The 16,177-nt window shown below is 61.1% G+C and carries 14 protein-coding genes; 6 read left to right on the top strand and 8 right to left on the bottom strand.

Translation table 11 applies throughout. From position 1 onward, the window contains the following. Window positions 1-4: 4 nt before the first annotated feature. Together ACP7DE_RS09885 and pmbA are read right to left on the bottom strand one after the other, a co-directional pair. Window positions 5-2,416, bottom strand: coding sequence for a TonB-dependent receptor plug domain-containing protein (locus tag ACP7DE_RS09885; protein ID WP_426071937.1), 2,412 nt, complete (start codon window positions 2,414-2,416; stop codon window positions 5-7). A 246-nt stretch (window positions 2,417-2,662) separates the two neighbouring features. Then, complete coding sequence (gene pmbA / locus ACP7DE_RS09880) at window positions 2,663-4,015, bottom strand: metalloprotease PmbA (RefSeq protein ID WP_426071936.1); 1,353 nt, start codon at window positions 4,013-4,015, stop codon at window positions 2,663-2,665. A gap of 92 nt (window positions 4,016-4,107) precedes the next feature. On the opposite strand from pmbA, the gene yjgA reads away from it, so the two are divergent. From yjgA to ACP7DE_RS09865, 3 genes are all read left to right on the top strand, one after another. Further along, window positions 4,108-4,707 carry a ribosome biogenesis factor YjgA gene (yjgA, locus tag ACP7DE_RS09875; protein ID WP_426071935.1) on the top strand — a complete coding sequence of 200 codons (600 nt, stop codon included), beginning with the start codon at window positions 4,108-4,110 and terminating at the stop codon, window positions 4,705-4,707. A 75-nt stretch (window positions 4,708-4,782) separates the two neighbouring features. Next, entirely contained in the window at window positions 4,783-5,412 is a 630-nt protein-coding gene (gene mog / locus ACP7DE_RS09870; RefSeq protein WP_426071934.1) for a molybdopterin adenylyltransferase, read from the top strand. Further along, entirely contained in the window at window positions 5,409-6,077 is a 669-nt protein-coding gene (locus tag ACP7DE_RS09865; RefSeq protein WP_426071933.1) for an alpha/beta hydrolase, read from the top strand. The genes mog and ACP7DE_RS09865 overlap by 4 nt, the downstream gene beginning before the upstream one ends. Window positions 6,078-6,139: 62 nt before the next feature. Here ACP7DE_RS09865 and ACP7DE_RS09860 read toward each other — a convergent pair whose 3' ends face one another. The 5 genes from ACP7DE_RS09860 to ACP7DE_RS09840 all read right to left on the bottom strand — a co-directional run bounded on the left by ACP7DE_RS09860 (window position 6,140) and on the right by ACP7DE_RS09840 (window position 11,888). Then, on the bottom strand, window positions 6,140-7,699 hold the full coding sequence (locus ACP7DE_RS09860) for a trypsin-like peptidase domain-containing protein (RefSeq protein WP_426071932.1): 1,560 nt from the start codon (window positions 7,697-7,699) through the stop codon (window positions 6,140-6,142). Window positions 7,700-7,794: 95 nt separating this feature from the next. Further along, on the bottom strand, window positions 7,795-8,361 hold the full coding sequence (locus ACP7DE_RS09855) for a carboxymuconolactone decarboxylase family protein (protein ID WP_426071931.1): 567 nt from the start codon (window positions 8,359-8,361) through the stop codon (window positions 7,795-7,797). After that, a complete protein-coding gene (locus ACP7DE_RS09850) occupies window positions 8,361-9,209 on the bottom strand; it encodes a fumarylacetoacetate hydrolase family protein (RefSeq protein ID WP_426071930.1) in 849 nt (282 codons plus the stop codon). Before ACP7DE_RS09850 ends, ACP7DE_RS09855 begins: the two co-directional genes overlap by 1 nt. Beyond that, window positions 9,154-10,521 (bottom strand): MFS transporter, encoded by a 1,368-nt coding sequence (locus ACP7DE_RS09845; protein WP_426071929.1) that lies wholly within the window; start codon window positions 10,519-10,521, stop codon window positions 9,154-9,156. Before ACP7DE_RS09845 ends, ACP7DE_RS09850 begins: the two co-directional genes overlap by 56 nt. A 2-nt stretch (window positions 10,522-10,523) precedes the next feature. Then, window positions 10,524-11,888 (bottom strand): KamA family radical SAM protein, encoded by a 1,365-nt coding sequence (locus ACP7DE_RS09840; protein WP_426071928.1) that lies wholly within the window; start codon window positions 11,886-11,888, stop codon window positions 10,524-10,526. A 283-nt stretch (window positions 11,889-12,171) separates the two neighbouring features. Between ACP7DE_RS09840 and ACP7DE_RS09835 the strand changes: the two genes are divergently transcribed. Both ACP7DE_RS09835 and ACP7DE_RS09830 read left to right on the top strand, forming a co-directional pair. Further along, on the top strand, window positions 12,172-12,630 hold the full coding sequence (locus ACP7DE_RS09835) for a cache domain-containing protein (RefSeq protein WP_034780434.1): 459 nt from the start codon (window positions 12,172-12,174) through the stop codon (window positions 12,628-12,630). A 68-nt stretch (window positions 12,631-12,698) separates the two neighbouring features. Then, window positions 12,699-14,390 carry a methyl-accepting chemotaxis protein gene (locus ACP7DE_RS09830; protein WP_426071927.1) on the top strand — a complete coding sequence of 564 codons (1,692 nt, stop codon included), beginning with the start codon at window positions 12,699-12,701 and terminating at the stop codon, window positions 14,388-14,390. Between the two features lie 15 nt (window positions 14,391-14,405). Here ACP7DE_RS09830 and ACP7DE_RS09825 read toward each other — a convergent pair whose 3' ends face one another. Next, window positions 14,406-14,984 carry a DNA-3-methyladenine glycosylase gene (locus ACP7DE_RS09825; RefSeq protein WP_426071926.1) on the bottom strand — a complete coding sequence of 193 codons (579 nt, stop codon included), beginning with the start codon at window positions 14,982-14,984 and terminating at the stop codon, window positions 14,406-14,408. A gap of 276 nt (window positions 14,985-15,260) precedes the next feature. Here ACP7DE_RS09825 and ACP7DE_RS09820 point away from each other — a divergent pair, with 276 nt between their 5' ends. Next, window positions 15,261-16,127 (top strand): HDOD domain-containing protein, encoded by an 867-nt coding sequence (locus ACP7DE_RS09820; protein WP_426072172.1) that lies wholly within the window; start codon window positions 15,261-15,263, stop codon window positions 16,125-16,127. Window positions 16,128-16,177: the final 50 nt, after the last annotated feature.

Raw genomic sequence — 16,177 nt, 5'->3', positions numbered from 1 at the left:
CCCCTTAAAATTTCACTGCATACTCGACGTACAGCTTACGGCCATCCGTGTCGTAGGGCGCATTGCGCGAATAGATCAGACCGCGGCTGGCCTGAAAGCTTGCTTCATCAGGATACTTGTCCAGCACATTATCGATCCCCACGCGCACGGACTGCTGGTCGCTGATCTTGTAACTGGCCGCCAGGTCAAGAAATTGCATGGCGCCAAAGCGCTGGAAGATATCGCCCGTCGCATTGCCGGAATTGTCCGTCCACGCGCCGTAATAGCGCACGCGGGCCAAGGTATTCCAGTTGCCCAGCTCATAGTTGCCGCTGATGGTGGCTTTCTGGCGCGGCAGGCGTTCTTCGAATACCTGGCGTTGGGCCGGATTGGTCACCAGGCTGGACTTGCCGCCATCGACTTTCGTCGTGTTGTAATTGTAGGCCAGCATCAGGTTCAGCTTGCCGTCGCCGATACGGCTCAAGTGGCTGCCCACGATATCGATGCCGCGCGTGGTGGTGTCGAAGTCATTCGTGAAATAACTGACCGAGGTGTAGCGCAGCGGGTTGGCCACGCCAGCCGGCACGGCAAACGCAGCGGACGTGCTGAAGCGGTCGCTGACCTTGATGTCATACACGTCAACGGAACCGGAAAAGCCGGCCTGCGTCTTCCAGGTAAAGCCCAGCGACAGATTTTTCGATTTTTCCGGCTTCAGCGCCTGTGCACCGAGCAGGATGGCCAGCGGGTCGTTGTTGGCCAGACGGCCGCTGGTAAACAATAGCAGGGTCTTGGTGTCGAGGCCCTGGTTCGTGCTGTTGGTGTTCGACTGGCCGGGCGTTGGTGCGCGGAAACCCGTCGAGTAGGAGCCACGCAAGGCCAGGTCTGGGCTCAAGGCGTAACGAGCCGACAACTTGCCGTTGACGGTGCTGCCGAATTCCGAGAAATGCTCGTAGCGGGCCGCCCCGCCCAGGCTCAGTGCCTTCGTGACAGGCACTTCCACGTCCAGGTAAGCCGCATAACTGTCCTGACCCCAGCTGCCCGCCTGGCGGTTGCTGAAACCCGGTGCGCCGTTGGCGTTCGCGTCCAGGCCAATGGCCGCGCCCGGTCCCACCGTCCAGGACGCCGCATCGCCCGCCTTCACGCCATACGTTTCATTGCGCGCCTCGGCGCCAAACGCAATATTGACCGGTTGCGGCAAGGATGCCATGGGCAATTCATAGTTGAAATTGGCGTTGAGAATCTTTTCCGCCTGCGACAACTGGCCCAGGTAAAACGACGTGGGGCTGGTCGGCCCCATTGAAGCGTTGATGGAGTTGGCCAAGTGGTAATCGATGCGGTTGCGGCCGTAGGAAGCGCTCACATCCCAGCCGAAGCGGTCGTTGAAGTGACCACGCACACCGGCCACCAGTTGTAAATCATCCTGGTCGTTCGAATAGCTGGGACTGAAACCCAGCGGATACACGCTGCGCAAGTTCCAGCCAGGGAACAGGCTGCTGGTTTTATACGCGCCCGTGCTGGTGTCGGGATTGCGCCAATTAAAATCCGAGGTGCCGTCGCTGCGGCTGTACAAGCCGAAACCGTACAGATCGATGCTGTCAGACAGGGCCATGCTGGCATTGAAGCCGATGCGCTTGCTATCGAGCTCAGGCTGGCCCCAGCGCTGCACGGGATTGGGCACCTTCAATTCCGGATGGGCGTTCTGGAAGGCGATGGCGTCGGCCCGCTGGCGCGTGCGCGAGGTAGGGTCGGACTTGGCCAGCGCGCCGAAAATCGTCGCCTTGCCCGTCTCGCCAAAGGCAAAGCCCGTCTTCAGGTTGAGCTCATTGCCTTTGCCGTCACCTTCCGAATATTGCGAATGGTGCAAGGAAAGCTCCGTGCCCAGCGTATCGTCGAGGATGATGTTGATCACGCCGGCGATCGCGTCGGAGCCGTACTGGGCCGAAGCGCCATCGCGCAGCACTTCGATGCGCTTGATGGCGGACACGGGAATCTGGGCCAGGTCGGGCGCTTGCGCGCCGCGCGCGCCCAGCAAGGCGCTGCGGTGGAAGCGCTTGCCGTTGACCAGCACCAGGGTCTGGTCCGGCGACAGGCCGCGCAAGGTGGCGGGACGCACAAAGACTTGCCCATCGGCCATCGGCAAGCGCTGCACCACATACGAGGGAACCAATTGCGCCAGCACATCGTTCAAGTCCGACGATGCGACGGCGCCGATATCGTCGCGGTTGAACACATCGACGGGCGCCATGGTGTCGAACTGCGTGCGGTTGCTGCCACGCGTGCCGGTGACGATCACGGCTTGCGGTGCCTCCAGGGAATCGCTGGCGACAGTTGGTGCGGCGAGCGCATCGCCATGGGCTTGCGCCTGGGTAGAGAACAGAGCGTGCATGGCACACAACAGGGCCACCGCGCGGGCGATGCGGGTACGGGAGTAGGTCATGGGGAGTTCACTATGCAGGTTGGATCAACAACGACGCGTTACTGCAAGATTCTCATCTTGCATGAAATATCACGAAGTTCGGCTTACTTACATTAAAAGCATCTAAACCACGCAAATAAGGTCAGGTGGCGCCATCATACGAAGGGAATATTTCCGCCGTATGACGATCATGCCGCTGCCCGAAAAAACACAGGGACAAGAAAAAAGGCGCCAGCGGCGCCTTATGACAAGGAGGAATGCTTCCGCTCAGCCGCCCGCCACCACCATGCTCTCGATGAGGATGGAACCCGTCTCTTTGGTGCCACGGCGCAAGACGTCGGCGCCCACGGCGACGATGTTACGCAGCATGTCCTTCATGTTGCCGGCGATAGTGATTTCTTCCACCGGATACTGGATCACGCCATTTTCCACCCAGAAACCGGAGGCGCCGCGCGAATAGTCGCCCGTCACGTAATTGGTTCCTTGCCCCATCAGTTCGGTCACCAGCAAGCCCGTGCCCAGCTTTTTCAGCATGGCAACAAAATCATCGGTGGTGGCCGTCTGGCTGGACGTCAGGTACAGATTGTGCGAGCCGCCCGCGTTGCCCGTCGTCTGCATGCCCAGCTTGCGGGCCGTGTAAGTCGACAGGAAGTAACCTTGCACCACGCCATCCTTGACGACATCGCGGCTGACGGTTTTCACGCCCTCTTCGTCGAACGGCGCAGAACCGACGCCGCCGATCACGTGCGGGTCTTCAAAAATCTGCACGTGCGAGGGCAGCACTTGTGTGCCCAGGGAATCGTTCAGGAAAGTGGATTTGCGGTACAGGGCGCCGCCCGAGGTCGCTTGCACGTAGGTACCGAGCAAACCGGCCGCCAGCGGTGCCTCGAACAGCACGGGACAGGTGCGCGTGCCCAGTTTGCGTGCGTTCAGGCGCGACAGGGCGCGTTCGGCGGCGTAGCGGCCGATGGCTTCCGGACTCGACATTTTGGAGGCGTCGCGCACGGACGAATACCAGTCGTCGCGCTGCATTTTGGCGCCCTTGCCGGCGATGGGCGCCACGGACAGGGTGTGACGCGAAAACGGGTAGCCGCCGATGAAGCCGCGCGAATTGGCGGAAACGAAATGCGATTGCTGCACATGCACGCCAGCGCCTTCGCTGTTCGTGATGCGCGGGTCGACGGCAAAGGCGGCCGCCTCGGCGCGCTGGGCCAGCACGACGGCGTCCTCGGCGGAAATCAGCCATGGATAAAATAATTGCAAGTCGCGGGGAGCCATTTCCAGCATGTCCGCGTCGGCCAGGCCGGCACAATTATCCTCGGCCGTGAAGCGGGCGATGTTGTAGGCGGCGTCCACCGTGGCGCGCAAGGCGGACGGCGAGAAATCGGAGGTGCTGGCATTGCCGCGCTTCTTACCGACAAACACGCTCACGCCCATGCCCTTGTCCTTGTTTTGCTCGATCGTCTCGATCTTGCCTTTTCGTACAGAAACGGACAAGCCACCGCCTACACTGACTTCGACGGCTGCGTCGGTGCCGCCCGCTTCCCGCGCAAAAGACAACACATCACGGGCTAGTTGCTGCAATTGCTCTTGACTATGGGTAAATACGGAGTCGTTCATGCGCTGTTTTCTTCGGAAAGCCGCTAAAAAGGTTATCATAGCAGTCGTTTACAGTTTACAGGTGCGGCCTACGCGGCCAATCCCGCCTTATCATGCCAAATCCAAACCGGGGAGCTTGCGGCTTCCAATCCACCGAATTCGAACAGGAATATGAACGTCCGTCGAAGTCGGAACTCAAGCGTCAGATGACCGTCCTGCAAAAGATGGGGGAAGAACTCGTCAATGAAGCACGCGACCGCGTCAAGCGCGTTCCGATGCCGGAAGACGTGCGCGAAGCCATCCTCGAATGCCAGATGATCCGCGATCACGAAGGCCGCCGCCGCCAGTTGCAGTACGTGGGCAAAAAAATGCGCACCCTGGATGAGGAAGAAGTTGCCGCCATCCAACGCACCATCGATAGCTGGAAAGGCTTGTCGAAAGCCGATACGGCCAATATGCACGCGATGGAACGCCGCCGCGACAAACTCTTGACGGACGACAAGGCATTGACCGTCTTGCTGTCGGAAAACCCGGAACTGGACGTGCAGCAGCTGCGCACCCTGATCCGCAATGCCCGCAAAGAGCAGGCCGAGAACAAGCCGCCAAAGGCCTACCGTGAAATCTTCCAGATCTTGAAAGAGATCGCCAAGAAGAAAAACAGCGGCAAGAAAGATGCCGATGAAGATGACGTTGAGCAAGAAGACGACGAATAAACCCCAGCTCTTGGGCTTGGGTTGATAAAAACCGGGAACCAACCCGGTTTTTTTTACGACATAGACAGGTGCTCCATGACCACGATAGAAGACGAATTGATTATCGGCCTCGTGTCGATCTCGGACCGCGCCAGCGGCGGCGTGTATGAAGACCTGGGCATCCCGGCCCTGGAAAGCTGGCTGTCCGCCGCCATCCGCACGCCTTTCCGCCTGGAAAAGCGTTTGATCCCTGACGATCGCTCGCAAATTGAGAATACCTTGATCGACATGGTGGACCTGAGCCACTGCCATCTGATCCTGACGACGGGCGGCACTGGCCCGGCACGGCGCGATGTGACGCCGGACGCGACCTTGTCCGTCGGGACCAAGGAAATGCCCGGTTTCGGCGAACAGATGCGCCAGATCAGCCTGCAATTCGTGCCGACGGCGATTTTGTCGCGCCAGGTGGCCGTGATCCGTGAAACGCCCGAGCGTGCCGCCCTGATCATGAACTTGCCGGGCCAGCCGAAAGCCATCAAGGAAACCCTGGAAGGCTTGAAGGATGCCGATGGCGTGCAACTGGTCAACGGCATCTTTGCCGCCGTGCCGTATTGCCTCGACCTCATCGGCGGTCCCTACATGGAAACCGACCCGGCCATCTGCAAGGCCTTCCGTCCCAAATCGGCGTTGCGTCCGGCGCAACCAATACCTGAGGAAAATACATGAGCACCTTGCTGGAAACCATCGAACTCGACAGCGCCCCGAACCCCACCGTCTCCATCATCTGGATGCACGGCCTGGGCGCCGACGGCAACGACTTCGTGCCACTGGTGAAAGAACTCGATTTGCGCGGCTGCCCCGCCATCCGCTTCATCTTCCCCAGCGCCGGCACCATACCCGTCACCATCAACAACGGCTATGTGATGCGCGCCTGGTACGACATCCGCGAGAACGACCTGGTGCGCCGCGAAGATGAGAGCGGCTTGCGCGCCTCGCAGGCACAGGTCGAAGCGCTGATCGCGCGCGAAAAGGCGCGCGGCATTCCCGCCAGCCGCATCATCCTGGCAGGCTTCTCGCAAGGCTGCGCCATGACCTTGCAAACGGGCTTGCGCCACGCGGAACCGCTGGCCGGCCTGATGTGCCTGTCCGGCTATCTGCCGCTGGCCGACAAGACGGCGCTTGAGCGCACGCCAGCGAGCCTGCAGACGCCCATCTTCATGGCGCACGGCACGGCCGACCCTGTGGTGCCGATCGCCCGCGCACAGCAGTCGCGCGACTTACTCACCGGCATGGGCTACAAGGTGGAATGGCATGAGTACCTGATGCAGCACTCGCTGTGCCAGGAAGAAATCGACGCCATCGGCGCCTGGCTGAAAAAAGTATTGGCTTAAAGAAAAACAGGCGCGGTGTGGGCCGCGCCTGCTGTTGTATCTGTACGTAACGCCGGGAACGATCAGTTCGCCGGCGTTTTTTCATTCCAGATTTTCAACATGTCGGGTGACGCTTCCGAACGGATGCCGTTGTCTGTCAGCACCGATTCCGTCGCCGCCAGCATGTCCTTGCGCGGCACGACGACCATTTCCGCATCGCGCTGCTGGAAGCGGAACGTCAGCAGCTCATCCGTCTGGTCGCGCAGCAAGGCCACCAAGTGCGCCAGGCTGCGCACGCGCACGCCATTGACGGAATCGACGACCGAGAAGAAACGGGTACTGTAGCCATTCATCAGCTTGTGCGGGAAGAACGGCGCGGCAATCACCACCAGTTCTTCGCGCTCGCCATCGGGCGCATCGCCGCGCCGCGTGGCCAGCGGATTGCCGGCAAACGCCATACCGCCCAACATCGCCGGGTTGCCATTCGGCGCGGCCATGAATTCCGTGCTGGCGCGCGAAAACACCATGGGTCCGAAAATGAAATAGGACGGGTAATTACCCTGCAGGCTGGCAATGAGCATCGGGTGCGCAGCCGAGACAGGCACCTTGATTTTCAGGGGCGCGCCCTGGCGTACCACCGTCAACGGCAGCAGGCCGTCTTTCGCCAGCTGCTGCACCCGGTACTGGAAGCGCACGCGGCTGTTGGCATTCAGCTTGACCATACCCTGGTTGTCGATAGGAAAATCGCCGATATGCGTGATCACGTCCCACTCCTTGAGCGGATAGGCGGCGTCCTTGCTGGCCGGCGTCATCACGACGGCGCCCTCGACACCCTTGGCCAGCTTCAAATACGTGCGCAGCGCGGGATTTTCCAGCGTTTGCGTCACGTCACGCATGGCCGGCTTGCCCTTGGGTACGCCACTTTCCTGATCGCGCAGGAACAGCTCGATTTCTTCATTGGGGATGATATAGCCGATGTTTTGCGCATTGAGCATGCCGGCAAAGGCCAGGCCGATCATCTTCTCGCCGGCAATCACGGGGCCGCCGCTATTGCCCGGGTTGATGGCCGCATCGATCTGGATGCGCAAGCCCGAGACGGGGAAGTTGTAGCGCACGAATTCGATGCGCGAAACAATGCCCTTGGTGATCGACAGCGACGTGCCGCCCGTCGGATAGCCATACGCCAGCACGGCATCGCGCACGTCCGGCAAGACATTGGCGCGCGGCACCGCTTTGTGGCTGGCGAAAAAACTGTCGTCATCGATTTTCAGCAAGGCCAGGTCCATGCCGCGCGAGATGGCCAGCACGGTCGCCGGTATCTTGTCGCCGGCGCCATTCGCCTGGATCTGCACTTGGCTGGCATACCCGACCACGTGCGCATTGGTCAGGATGCGGCGGCCTTCGATGACGACGCCGGAACCCGTCACCTCTTGCGGCGCAGCCTTGCTCCAGGGTTTATAGGGGTCCGGCCCGCGCAGGGTGGAAAACACCTTGACGACGGAATTTTCCAAGGCGGAAGCGCCGGGGTTCGCGGTAGCGGCGGTCTCGGCGGCCAGCGCGCGCACCGTCATCAAGGGGGAAAAAGAAAGGGCCAACGCCAGCAAGGCGCGGCCCATCAGGGTGAAGTACGGACGAGTTTTCATTGAGCTTGTTGGCAATGGAAGGGAAGCAAAATTATATATTGAATAATTTCAACCACATTACATTTTGTCCATCTTTTCCTGAAGAACTCTTCTAATCAGGCCGGCAAGGGCGGCACGCCCAATGCCGGCACCGCTGTCTGCGCCCCATTCATGACCATGGCCAGGAAAGTGTAGTAACCATTGATGCCCATCAAGTCGACCACGCCGTGTTCGCCGAACAGCGCCAATGCCCGCGCATACGCGGCATCGCTGACGCGCTTGTTCTGCTGCAACTCGACGCAAAAGTCGTGCACGGCTTGCTCATCTTCTTTCAGGGCAAGCGGCGCGCGCCGCGCGGCAATGGCGTCCACGGCCGCTTGCGCGATGCCGTTCTGCACGGCCAGCGGCGCGTGGATGGCCCACTCGACTTGCTGGTTCCACTGGCGCGCCGTCACCAGAATCGCCAGTTCCGACAGGCGCGTGCCGATGGCGCTGCGGTAGCGCAAATACTCGCCCATGCGTTGCGCCGTTTCCATCAGCTCGGGGCTGCGGATCAGCGGCACGAAGGGGCCGTACAACGCCCCGCGCGGACCGTCGATGATGGCTTGCGCGGCCACGCGCTGCTGCGCGTCGAGCTGCGCCAAAGGCAACGGCGGCAGACGGTCGATATCGCTACCGGCCATCAAGCCGTCCAGGCGACCACGTCCTGCTGCTGTTCGCCCAGGCCGGGGATGCCCAGGCGCATGCTGTCGCCCTTCTTCAGGAAACGCTGCGGCTTACGGCCCTGGCCCACGCCCGGCGGCGTGCCCGTGGCGATGACGTCGCCCGGTTCCAGGGTCATGAATTGCGACAGGTAGCTGACGATCTGCGCCACCGTGAAGATCATGGTTTGCGTATTGCCGGTCTGCATGCGCTTACCATTGACTTCCAGGTACAGGTCCAGGTCTTGCTCGTCGATGACTTCATCGCGCGTCACCAGCCACGGACCGATGGGGCCGAAGGTGTCGCAGCCCTTGCCTTTGTCCCATTGACCGCCACGCTCCAGCTGGAACGAGCGCTCGGAAATATCGTTGACGACGCAATAGCCGGCCACGTATTGCAGCGCATCCTCTTCGCTCACGTACTGCGCGCGCGTGCCGATGACCACGCCCAGTTCCACTTCCCAGTCTGTCTTTTTCGAACCTTTGGGCAACACGACATTGTCGTCCGGGCCATTCAGGCAAGTAATTGCCTTCATGAAGACGATGGGCTCGGCCGGGATCGGCATGCCGGATTCGGCCGCGTGATCCGCGTAATTGAGGCCGATGCCGATGAACTTGCCGACTTTCGCCAGCGGCACGCCAAAGCGGGGATTGCCGCGCACCAGGGGCAGCGTCTTTTCGTCGAGCTTGGCCAGCTTGCGCAGGGCCTTGTCGGACAGCTGTGCGCCGTCAATATCCTGAATCACGCCGGACAGGTCGCGCAGTTTGCCTTCTTCATCGATCAGGCCCGGTTTTTCCTTGCCTGGACGTCCATAACGAACGAGTTTCATAGTCTTCCTTGGAGTTGATCATTGCCGCTGTGCAGGCTGCCATTTTACCGGATGGCCCGGCACGCCTGTAGCGGTGGATGAAAAACATCGCAAGTCCCGGCAGTTGCAAGGCCGCCAGCACGCCAAACGCCACCTGATACGCTTGCGGCGGATACTGCTGCAAGCTGTTCAGGGGCCAGCAGCCGAGGATCAGGCCAAAACCCGCCTGCACCAGGAAGGCGCCCGTAAAAATGAGCAGATTCAGGCAGGTGGCCGCCCTGCCCGTCAAGCTGGCCGGTATGCTTTGCGCGACGATCGCATATTCGAGGCCCGTCACCGTGCCCAGCAAGGTAAACAGCACGGACAGCATGGGCAGGCTGGGCACGACGTTAAACGCCATCGCCACTTGCACAGCGACAAACAGGACGATGCCGGCAGCCGCCACTTGCATGGGTTCAATCGCACGCCGCCCAGCCCATTCCGTCAGCATGCCCATGCCGATGGCGCCGAAGATGACGGCCGCCATGCCCAGGTACAAAAAATACGCTACGCTGACATCGGACAGGCCGCCCACGTCGGCCAACCAGCGCCCCACCCACAAGCCCTGCACGCCAAAGAACACCGTGTGCGGCAGCAGGATCAGCGCGATGGTGCGGCGAAAGCCGGGATCGCGGTACACGCTCCAGACCCTGACCTTGCTGACCTTGCTGACCTTGCTCACCTTGTTCATGGCAACAACGGGCGCCGGCAGCACCGGCGACAGCAGGCGGATCAGCAAGCCGATGGCCAGCGCCGCCAGCGCCAGGCCCAGGAAGACGCCGCGCCAGTCCGTGTAGTGCAGAGCCAGCTTGACGGGCATGGTGGCCGTGGCCGCACCCAGGCCGCCCACGGCGATCAGATAGCCGTGCACGGAAGGCAGGCGCACGGGAGCGATAGCACACGAGATCGCTTTCACGGCGGCCATGAAACAGCCGCCCAGGCCTGCCCCCATCATGGCCCGCGCCCACATCAGCTCGGCAAAACTGTGGCCCCGGCTGAACAGCCACACGCCCAGCGCCGCCAGCGCCAGCAGCCACAGTTGCACCGTGCGGGGGCCATAACGGTCGAGCGCCATGCCGATCGGCAGTTGCACCAGCGCAAAGGCGAGAAAAAAGGCGCTGGTCAGCAAGCCCAGCTGCGCCGGCGTCAGGGCGATGGCGCCCAGCAATTCCGCCGTCAGCACGGCATTGACGCCGCGCAGCAGGCACGACAGGTAATGACCGAGCGCAAACGGCAGGAACACCAGACAAAACACGGCCACGCCGGAACGGGAAGAGACGCCGGCGCCGTGCATGCTCAGGCGGCCTGTGCCAGGCGGATGAATTTATGCGGCAACTGCGGCATCGCCTCATCCGTCTCGAAAAAGAATTTATCGTGGCCGAACGCGGGCTTCAAATCGTCTATCCACGTCGCTTCTGCATCGAACTTCGCATAAAACGGCCTGCGTACCCAGTCCGGGTTGCGCGCCTGCAAAAATTGCAGGGCAAACAGTTTTTCACCATGGATGCTGACGATGCCATCGATGACGATCTTGCCGGGGAAGGCGCTCATGGAAGGCCCGCGCACGGTGCGCGACAGGCCGGACACCATCTGGTAAGCGGCCTGGAAGATTTCATGTGCCTTCGCCAGCGGCAACTCGAAATAGCCGCGCGGCCCCGTGTCCCGTTCGACAAACATGTAATACGGAATCGCCCCCAGGCGCGTGCCCGTCTGCCACAGCTCGGCCCAGCTTGCCGGGTCTTCATTGATGTGGCGGATCAGCGGCCCCTGCATGCGCAAGGTGGCGCCCGTGGAGACGATGCGTTTCACCGCTTGTTGGGCGATGTCCTGGCGCAACTCCACGGCATGGCTGTAATGGCCCATCACGGCCAGGTTCTTGCCCGCCTTGACGATACGCTCGAACAGGCGCAGCAAATCGTCCGCGTCGCGGTCGGAGACAAAACGCTGCGGCCAATACGCTACCGCCTTGGTACCGATACGGATGTTCTGGATATGTTCCAGGCCCGGTTCGAGCAGTGGTTCCAGGTAGGCTGCCAATTGGCGGGTGTTCATGATCATCGGGTCGCCGCCCGTGATCAGCACGTCCGTCACTTCCGGATGCAGTTTCAGGTAGGCGGCCAACTCATGCGACTCGCGCGCATCGAATTTCATGTCATCCATGCCGACGAACTGGGGCCAGCGGAAGCAGAAAGTGCAATACGCGTGGCACGTCTGGCCCGCGCTGGGGAAAAACAGCACTGTTTGCGCATATTTATGCTGCAGGCCGCGCACGGGCGCATCGTTAACTTTCGGTACGTTATGCGTCATCTGCCCGGCAGGATGGGGATTCATGCCCAGGCGGATACCATGCACATAGGCATCGATGGCAGCCTTATCACGCTGCAGCAGCACCAGGTCGCGCAAGTGCGCGTACTGCTCGGGCGGCAGCATGTCGCGGTGGGGAAAAACCAGGCGGTAGATGGGATCGTCAGGAATATTGTTCCAGTCGATCAGCTGGTCGAGCACATAGGCATTGGTGCGAAACGGCAAGACGTGCGACACCACCTGCACGGCTTCGCGCTGCTCTTCCGGCAACCATTCCCACTGCCGCGCCTGATGAATGGTTTGCCGCGTATACGGCTTGAACTTGGGTGGAAACGGCTCGGTAATGAGTGCGGACACGATAGTCTCCTTGCCAATAAATAGCGATAACTTTCATGAAATTGGTTTCATATCGACCAATTCCAGCCTTTTCTCCCCCAGGCCATGCCAGCTCGGCATGCTGTGAAAGTCATCATAATTCTTGCCATCTGGAACCAAATTGCTACACATCAACAAGCATTCCGATACGTTGTTCGCTGCCTACAAGCAACACCTTAGTTTGTGCCATCGCAATTTGATGGGACCCTCGACGACGTAAATTACGGCTGTGCAACACATCCCTCGATTCTCACAAGGAGCTGTCATGAAACGCTTATTCACGGGTAGCCTGCTGTGCCTGGCCTTTGCCGGCGGCAGCGTCAGTGCCGCGGTCGAACCAACGGAAAAAGACGCCATCGCCATGGCCGAACGGGGCGCCGCCTTCATGAAGGCGCATGGCAAGGAAGAAATGATGAAGAAAATCACGGCGAAAGACCCCGACTTCGTGCAGGGCTCGCTGTATGTGGACATGCGCGACATCAAGACGGGCATCGTGCTGGCCCACCCCATCAATCCTTCCATCGTGGGCAAGGATTTGACGGATGTGCCTGATGCGAATGGCAAGAAATATCGCCGTGAAATCATCGAGCTGGCGCAAAAGCAGGGCAAGGGCTGGGTCGACTACCAGTACAAGAATCCCACCAGCGGCAAGATCGAGCCGAAGACCACGTACATCCTGCGTGTCAACGACGTGGTGCTGGAAGCGGGGATCTACAAAAAATAAGGCAACGGCGGCGTACACGAACGCCGTGCGCCGCCAGTGCTTGGAACAGCCATAGCCAGGAGTCAAGCATGCTCAATACATTACGCATCGGACCAAAATTATTGCTGGCGCCCGCCCTGGTCTTGCTGCTGCTGATACTCAGCTCGAGCGGCGCCTGGTATGGCATGGTGCGGCAAAATTCCTCGCTGGAAAACATGGTACGGGTACGCATCACGCATCTGAAGGCGGCCGCCGACGTACTAGGAGAGGCCAGGCAAGTACACGGCAATATGTACCAGTTGCTGTCGTGGACGAATGGCAGCTTCGCCAAGGCTCGCCTCGATACACTGGAGCAACAGATCACGACACGCCACGCGGCCATCGGCACCCAGCTGACCACGCTGCGCGCCACAGCCACGGGCGCCGAGCGCACCTTGGTCGATGCGGCCATCACGGCCCTGGCCGGCTACCGCAAGGCCGTGCTGGAAACCATGGAAATGGCGCAGATGGACCAGTCGATCGCCACCAATTCCATGCTCAAGGCGGAAACGCAATTCGGCCAGTTTAATTCGCAGCTGGCACAGTTATCGGCCCTGGAAACAACGCTCAGCAGCCAGGCCCATGCGACGGCCAGCGCCGAGTTTCGCAGCCTGGGCTGGAGCCTGCTGCTGACCGTCCTGCTCTCCATCCTGGTCTCCATCGTAGTGACCATGCTGGTACGCCGCGCCATGCTGGTGGAAATCCGCGGCATTGCCGACGCCGTGCAAGACCTCGCGGCAGGCAAGCTGATCGCCGGTGCGCCCAAGCAGGGCAATGACGAGATCGCCGCCACGTCGCGCGTGCTGGACCAAACTATCGCCAACCTGAACCAGACCTTGCGCACCATCATGGCTGCCGTGCAATCGATCGACACGGCATCGCGTGAAATTGCCACCGGCAATCTGGATTTGTCGGCGCGCACGGAAATGCAAGCCAGTTCACTGGAAGAAACGTCGAGCGCCATGGAAGCGCTGACGCAAGCCGTCAATGACAATGCCAACAACGCCCAGCTGGCCTGCGAGTTGGCGGGGCAAGCCTCCACCCTGGCCGTGCAAGGAGGTGCGTCGATGCAGCAGGCGGTGACGACGATGGCGACGATACGCGCCAATTCGCGCCAGATAGTGGATATTATCGGCGTGATCGATGGTATCTCCTTCCAGACCAATATCCTCGCGCTAAACGCGGCAGTGGAAGCGGCGCGCGCGGGCGAACAAGGCCGCGGCTTTGCCGTGGTCGCGTCCGAAGTGCGCACACTGGCGCAACGCTCGGCGCAGGCGGCCAGGGAAATCAAGACCCTGATCGCCACGTCCGTGACCACCATCGATGGCGGCAGCGTGGCCGTGCAACAAGCGGGCGACAGCATGGGCGCCATCGTGGCCTCGGTGCAGCAAGTCAATGACATCATCCAGCGCGTGAAACAGGCCAGCGCTGAACAAGCCTCAGGCATCACGGAAGTGAACCAGGCCGTCACGCAAATGGATGATGTCACCCAGCAAAATGCGGCCCTGGTGGAGCAGGCGGCGGCAGCGGCGGCCAGTTTGCAGGACCAGGCCGTCAAATTGTCGGCGGCAGTGGCCGTGTTCACCCTGGACGAGCGCCCTGCTACGCCGGCCGGCCACAGCGAAGACGAGGCATTCCAGCATCCGGCCAGCCCCGTCAAGGGAACGGACCGGCGCGCGCTGCACAGCCCGCTACGCGGCATGCCCCGCAGCACCACGCCCCGCCGCCAGCGCGGCGCCTGACACCGGGCCGGACGGCTAGACGGCTGGTACGCGCATCGGTTTGCTCAGGTAGGGCGAGCCGGCCAGCACGAAGCGCCACGGCGTTTCCATCGCCTTGGAAATGCCGATGCGCGGCCCCGCTTGCACCGTCACGTCATCCTCGCGGGCCAGCAACATGAACGGTGACGCATCGAGCGCCAGCCGGTTATGCCTATGCGTGACACCCAGCGCCTGGCACAACTTGCCTGGCCCCGAGCACAGCAACCGCAGTTCATCGATGCCGCGCCGTTCGCGCATGGCATCAAGGCCCGCCAGCGGCTCGATGGCGCGGATCAGCACGCCTGCGCCATGACCCGCTTCGCGGCACACAAAGTTCAGGCACCAGTGTATGCCATACGAGCGGTACACATAGGCATGCGCGGGCGGGCCGAACATGGCCGCATTGCGCGGCGTCATGCCGCCATACGTGTGCGAAGCGGGGTCCAGCCGGTCATACGCTTCCGTTTCCACGATGCGCCCGCCCACGCCGTCGACCAGCACTGTCACGCCGATCAGCTGGCGCGCCACGCTGCAAGAATCGTCCGCAAAATCGATGCCCGCCAAGAGTCTTTTCATGTGGCAATTGTAGCGCCACGCCTGCCCATACGCACCAGCGGCTGCCTTAAAAACAAATACACCTTACTTTTTTTACCATAAAAACAGGGGTTGATTGCGTCGCAAAATGACCAACATCAGTGGCAATCACGGCAAAAACAGGAATTTTTCGACAATCTATTGTAGAGATGAACTATTGCCATGCATAAACATGGATAATCATCGGGCATTGCACAAGGCGTCCATGAGGCCGTCCATGCGCAGCGCACGACAGAATAACCAGCGGGCAAGACAATGATGATGAGAGCGGCAGCGCAAAAGCAGGTAGTGCAGGAAGATCCGGTTGACGCCTTGATGCGGTCCATCCGCATCCCGCCGCGTCCCAGCCTGCTGGTCGACCTGCAGCGGGAACTGGCCGAAGACGACCCGTCGCCGCGGCGCATTGCGCGCATCATCGCCGACGATGTCGGCATGTCCGGCGCCCTGCTGAAATTGGCCAATTCGCCCTTCTATGGTGCCACGCGCAAGGCCAAATCCGTCGAACAAGGCATCAACTTTCTCGGCATCAACCAGTGCAGCGCCATGATGACGGGCTTGCTGGCGCGCCAGGCGCTGGAAGCGGAAGGCGTGGAACTGACCAACTTCTGGGATGTGTCGGCCAAGCGCGCGCGCGCCCTGGTGTTTACCTCGCGCAAGTTGCGCATCGCCCCGCCCGACATTGCCCATACCTTCGGCCTGTTCTGCGATATCGGCGTGCCTTTGCTGATGAACCGCTTTCCCGACTACGTCAAGACGTATGCGGCGGCGGCCAATGACGCGCACAATTGCTTTACCAGCCTGGAAGACGCGCGCCACCAGACCAACCACGCGGCCATCGGCTGCTTGCTGGCGCGCAACTGGGGCCTGTCCTCCGATGTCTCCTGGGCGATTTTGCACCACCACGACTACACGGTGCTGGCGGACCCGTCCACGGACGACGCCATCCGTTCGCTCGTTGCCCTGTCGCTGCTGGCCGAAAAGGGCATTCAGCGCTACCATGGCAACAGTACCTCGCTGGAGTGGGACAAGGGCGGCGAACTTGCCTGCCAGCATCTCGGCCTGTCGCAGGAAGAAGCCGCCGACCTGCTCGACGAGTTGCACGAGATGTTCGATACCGACCATTGATGTATCAGGCGGCCGCGTCCGCCTGTATGATCCGTCCCGGCGCCTGGCAT

Source organism: Janthinobacterium sp. DSP2-3-3 (assembly GCF_049897325.1).
Classification (GTDB): Bacteria; Pseudomonadota; Gammaproteobacteria; order Burkholderiales; family Burkholderiaceae_D; genus Janthinobacterium.
Note: the sequence above shows the minus strand (reverse complement) of the source record. Positions and strands in the feature narration are given on the sequence as shown.

Excerpts from the sequence above, each read along its gene's own strand:
- ACP7DE_RS09885 (WP_426071937.1), bottom strand. The coding sequence starts at position 2,416 with ATGACCTACTCCCGTACCCGCATCGCCCGCGCGGTGGCCCTGTTGTGT.
- pmbA (WP_426071936.1), bottom strand. The coding sequence starts at position 4,015 with ATGAACGACTCCGTATTTACCCATAGTCAAGAGCAATTGCAGCAACTA.
- yjgA (WP_426071935.1), top strand. The coding sequence starts at position 4,108 with ATGCCAAATCCAAACCGGGGAGCTTGCGGCTTCCAATCCACCGAATTC.
- mog (WP_426071934.1), top strand. The coding sequence starts at position 4,783 with ATGACCACGATAGAAGACGAATTGATTATCGGCCTCGTGTCGATCTCG.
- ACP7DE_RS09865 (WP_426071933.1), top strand. The coding sequence starts at position 5,409 with ATGAGCACCTTGCTGGAAACCATCGAACTCGACAGCGCCCCGAACCCC.
- ACP7DE_RS09860 (WP_426071932.1), bottom strand. The coding sequence starts at position 7,699 with ATGAAAACTCGTCCGTACTTCACCCTGATGGGCCGCGCCTTGCTGGCG.
- ACP7DE_RS09855 (WP_426071931.1), bottom strand. The coding sequence starts at position 8,361 with ATGGCCGGTAGCGATATCGACCGTCTGCCGCCGTTGCCTTTGGCGCAG.
- ACP7DE_RS09850 (WP_426071930.1), bottom strand. The coding sequence starts at position 9,209 with ATGAAACTCGTTCGTTATGGACGTCCAGGCAAGGAAAAACCGGGCCTG.
- ACP7DE_RS09845 (WP_426071929.1), bottom strand. The coding sequence starts at position 10,521 with ATGCACGGCGCCGGCGTCTCTTCCCGTTCCGGCGTGGCCGTGTTTTGT.
- ACP7DE_RS09835 (WP_034780434.1), top strand. The coding sequence starts at position 12,172 with ATGAAACGCTTATTCACGGGTAGCCTGCTGTGCCTGGCCTTTGCCGGC.
- ACP7DE_RS09830 (WP_426071927.1), top strand. The coding sequence starts at position 12,699 with ATGCTCAATACATTACGCATCGGACCAAAATTATTGCTGGCGCCCGCC.
- ACP7DE_RS09825 (WP_426071926.1), bottom strand. The coding sequence starts at position 14,984 with ATGAAAAGACTCTTGGCGGGCATCGATTTTGCGGACGATTCTTGCAGC.
- ACP7DE_RS09820 (WP_426072172.1), top strand. The coding sequence starts at position 15,261 with ATGATGAGAGCGGCAGCGCAAAAGCAGGTAGTGCAGGAAGATCCGGTT.